General features: G+C 74.2%; 1 pseudogene. It reads left to right on the forward strand.

The window, feature by feature from the left end:
• Nucleotides 1-1,163, forward strand: a pseudogene (locus H9623_RS09690) (hypothetical protein); the annotation flags it as partial.

Consider the following 1,163-nt stretch of genomic DNA (forward strand, 5'->3'; position numbering starts at 1 on the left):
GGCGAGCTCAGCAAGGGCCTCAACACCGAGCTCGCCCCCGGAGCATCGCTGCTGCTCGCCGGATCGGGCGACCTCAGCAAGGGCCTCAACACCGAGCTCGCCCCCGGAGCAGCCCGAGCCTTCGCCGGGTCACAGACGCTCACCACTGGCCTCAACGACAAGCTCGCCCCGGGGGCCGCCAGGGTCGCCGACGGCGCCGCCCAGCTCCACGCCGGATCCGGCGACCTGAGCGGCAAGCTCACGAGCGAGCTGGCCCCGGGCGCAGCGGACCTCGCGCTGGGGGCTTCGACCCTCTCGACCGGTGCGGCCGGAGCCGCCACGAGCAGCAGCTCCTTGGCCACCGGTGCCCGCGGCGTCTCCGACGGCGCGACCGCACTTGCCGGCGGCTCCGCCACCGTCGCGGCCGGCGCAGCTCAGCTCCATGACGGCGCGAGTGCGCTGGCCGCCGGGTTGGACCAGGCAGCGGTCTCGGCGAAGTCGTTGAAGGACGGATCGGCGGGAGTCGCAGCAGGTGCCGCTGGCGTGGAGTCCGGTGCAGCGGACCTTGCCAGCAGTCTTGCCGCTGTGTCGGACGCGGTACCGGCCGACTCTCCCCTGAAGGCCCAGCTCGATCGGCTCGCAGGTGCCGCCGCTGAGCTCTCGGCGGGCGCATCGTCCGTCGAGTCCGGTGCGAAGAAGGTCGCCGAGGGAACTGCCCAGCTCCACGCGGGACTGGCCGGGGAGAAGGGGCTCGTGAACGGCGCCCGGTCTCTGACGGCGGGATCCGCCACCCTCAAGACCGGGAGCGCGGACCTCGACAGGGGTGCCCAGAACCTGAAGACGGGAGCGAAGCAGGTATCCGACGGGGCCGGACAGCTCTCCGTCGGGCTGGGCGATCTCTCGCGCGGCGCTGCACAGGTCAAGGCCGGGTCGCAGCGCGTCGCCACGGGCGCCGAGGCCGCCGCCACCGGCGCAGCAACGCTGAGCACCAAGCTCGGCGAGCTCGCCCCCGGCGCCGCCGAGGTCGCGACCGGCGCGAAGGACGCCGCCACCGGCGCCACCACCCTCAACACCGGACTCGGCGCACTCGCCCCCGGCATCCAGAAGGCCGCCACCGGCGCCACCACCCTCAACACCGGACTCGGCGCACTCGCCCCCGGCATCCAGAAGGCCGCCACCGGCGC

The sequence above is a fragment of the Oerskovia douganii genome (assembly GCF_015142735.1).
Taxonomy (GTDB): Bacteria; Actinomycetota; Actinomycetes; order Actinomycetales; family Cellulomonadaceae; genus Oerskovia; species Oerskovia douganii.